General features: G+C 49.9%; 2 protein-coding genes. Both read left to right on the forward strand.

The genetic code is table 11. The features are described 5' to 3' along the window. The first annotated feature begins 113 nt into the window (after nucleotides 1-113). Complete coding sequence (gene istA / locus JNC80_RS19865) at nucleotides 114-1,640, forward strand: IS21 family transposase (RefSeq protein ID WP_376711403.1); 1,527 nt, start codon at nucleotides 114-116, stop codon at nucleotides 1,638-1,640. Next, complete coding sequence (gene istB, locus JNC80_RS19870; RefSeq protein ID WP_376711404.1) at nucleotides 1,630-2,403, forward strand: IS21-like element helper ATPase IstB; 774 nt, start codon at nucleotides 1,630-1,632, stop codon at nucleotides 2,401-2,403. Before istA ends, istB begins: the two co-directional genes overlap by 11 nt. The last annotated feature ends 93 nt before the right edge of the window (nucleotides 2,404-2,496 follow it).

Below are 2,496 nucleotides of genomic sequence, written 5' to 3' on the forward strand. Positions count from 1 at the left end.
TGTTGATTGTCACTGAGAACTGACCCAGTTTGGGCAGATATTTCCATTTAGAATTGACCCATGTTTGAACTTTCCCTCGTGTTTTTTACAGCGAGGGCTATGGAGTGATAGACATGGCATTATTGAGCGTTATCCGACGCTGGCATTACCGGGACGAACTATCAATCCGGGAGATAGCCCGACGAACGGGATTATCCCGGAACACCATCCGCAAGTACTTGCGTCTCAATGGCGTTGAGCCGAAGTTTCAGTCTCCTGAGAGACCCAGCAAGCTCGATGCTTTTTCTGACCGATTGACAGCATGGTTAAAGTCTGAAGATCGTAGACCGCGCAAACAAAAACGCACTGTGAAGCAGTTGCACGCTGACCTTGTCGTTTTGGGCTATGAAGGTTCTTATAGCCGTGTTGCGGCGTTTGCTCGTGAATGGAAGGCCGATCTTCATATACACAACCAGACGTCCGGTCGCGGTACGTTTGTCCCTTTGAGCTTTGAGCCGGGAGAAGCATTTCAATTTGACTGGTCTGAAGACTGGGCAGTTATCGGCAATGAGCGGACAAAGCTTCAGGTAGCACATACAAAGCTAAGTTATTCCAGAGCCTTTATCGTTCGCGCCTATCTCACACAATCCCATGAGATGTTGTTTGATGCCCATAATCATGCCTTCCGTGTGCTTGGTGGCATTCCACGACGCGGCATCTATGATAATATGCGCACAGCCATCGACAAGGTCGGTCGAGGCAAAGAGCGTGACGTCAATATCCGCTTTCAGGCCATGGCTAGTCATTATCTGTTTGAACCAGACTTCTGCAATCCTGCATCGGGCTGGGAGAAGGGACAGATTGAGAAGAATGTACAAGATGCACGACATCGGTTCTTTCAACCCGTTCCAAGATTTGCTTCGCTGGATGAACTGAACGACTGGTTGGAAGAGCGTTGCAGGTTTTTCTGGGCAACCACAACGCATGGTAAAATGCGCGGCAGCATAGCCGATCTTTGGGCTGAAGAAGTTCAGGCTCTTATGCCCGTTTCCCGATCTTTTGATGGCTTTGTCGAATATACCAAGCGCGTATCACCGACCTGCCTCGTTCATTTGGATCGCACGCGTTACAGTGTTCCAGCATCTTATGCCAATCGTCCAGTAAGCCTGCGTGTCTATCCTGATCGTGTCGTGGTCGCTGCTGAAGGGCAGATCATTTGCGAGCATTCACGCATCTTCAATCGCTCTCACGAAGCACCAGGTCAAACCGTCTATGATTGGCGGCACTATTTGTCGGTCATTCAGCGAAAGCCCGGCGCATTGCGCAATGGTGCTCCTTTCACGGAGCTTCCTGAAGCGTTTCGCACACTCCAGCTTCATCTGTTGAAGAAGCCGGGCGGCGATAGGGAAATGGTCGATATCCTTTCGCTCGTCTTACAGCATGATGAACAGGCCGTACTTATGGCAGTCGATATGGCGTTGAAGTCGGGAGTGCCGACAAAAACACATGTCCTCAATTTGCTTCACCGTTTGGTCGACGGCAAATCTCTCATTCCACCCCCGATTAATGCGCCGCAGGCACTGACCCTTAACAATGAACCCAAGGCCAATGTCGAACGCTACGACACCTTGAGAAAGACGGAGGCTCGTCATGCGTCATAATCCAGCGAGTGGTGCAATCGTCATCATGTTACGGCAATTGAAGATGCATGGCATGGCACAAGCAGTTGGTGAACTCACCGAACAAGGGTCGCCAGCTTTCGAGGCAGCTATTCCAGTTCTGTCACAGCTGCTTAAGGCGGAAACGGCAGAGCGTGAAGTCAGATCAGTTGCCTATCAGCTCAAAACTGCACGCTTTCCAGCCTACCGTGATCTGAACGGCTTTGACTTCGCAAGCAGTGAGATAAACGAGGCATTGGTCCAGCAGCTGCATCGCTGTGACTTTCTCAATGATGCAAACAACATCGTTCTGGTTGGTGGACCCGGCACGGGTAAAACGCATATCGCCACCGCTATTGGTGTCCAGGCGATTGAACACCACCACAAACGTGTCCGGTTCTTCTCAACGGTTGAACTTGTGAATGCACTTGAGCAGGAAAAAGCCCAGGGCAAATCGGGGCAAATCGCCAACCGGCTCATTTATTCTGATCTCGTCATTCTTGATGAACTTGGATATCTGCCATTCAGCGCATCAGGTGGCGCACTTCTATTCCATCTGCTCAGCAAGCTTTATGAGCGCACGAGCGTCATAATCACAACCAATCTTAGCTTCAGTGAATGGGCAAGTGTGTTTGGTGATGCCAAAATGACGACTGCATTGCTCGATAGATTAACGCACCACTGTCACATTCTCGAAACCGGAAATGACAGCTTCAGGTTCAAAAATAGCTCCGCGCAGGAACCAAAACGAGCAAAGGAGAAGTAGCAACCTTGACCGTAACTAAAAACCCGAACATTAATTAAAAGGCGGGTCAATTCTCGGTGGAAAAACTGGGTCAGTTCTTACCGGAAATCAACA

The sequence above is a fragment of the Pseudochrobactrum lubricantis genome, assembly GCF_041929865.1.
GTDB classification, from domain to species: domain Bacteria; phylum Pseudomonadota; class Alphaproteobacteria; order Rhizobiales; family Rhizobiaceae; genus Pseudochrobactrum; species Pseudochrobactrum saccharolyticum.

What these genes read in the sequence shown, in the direction of transcription:
- istA (WP_376711403.1), top strand. Translation starts at nt 114, where the DNA reads ATGGCATTATTGAGCGTTATCCGACGCTGGCATTACCGGGACGAACTA.
- istB (WP_376711404.1), top strand. Translation starts at nt 1,630, where the DNA reads ATGCGTCATAATCCAGCGAGTGGTGCAATCGTCATCATGTTACGGCAA.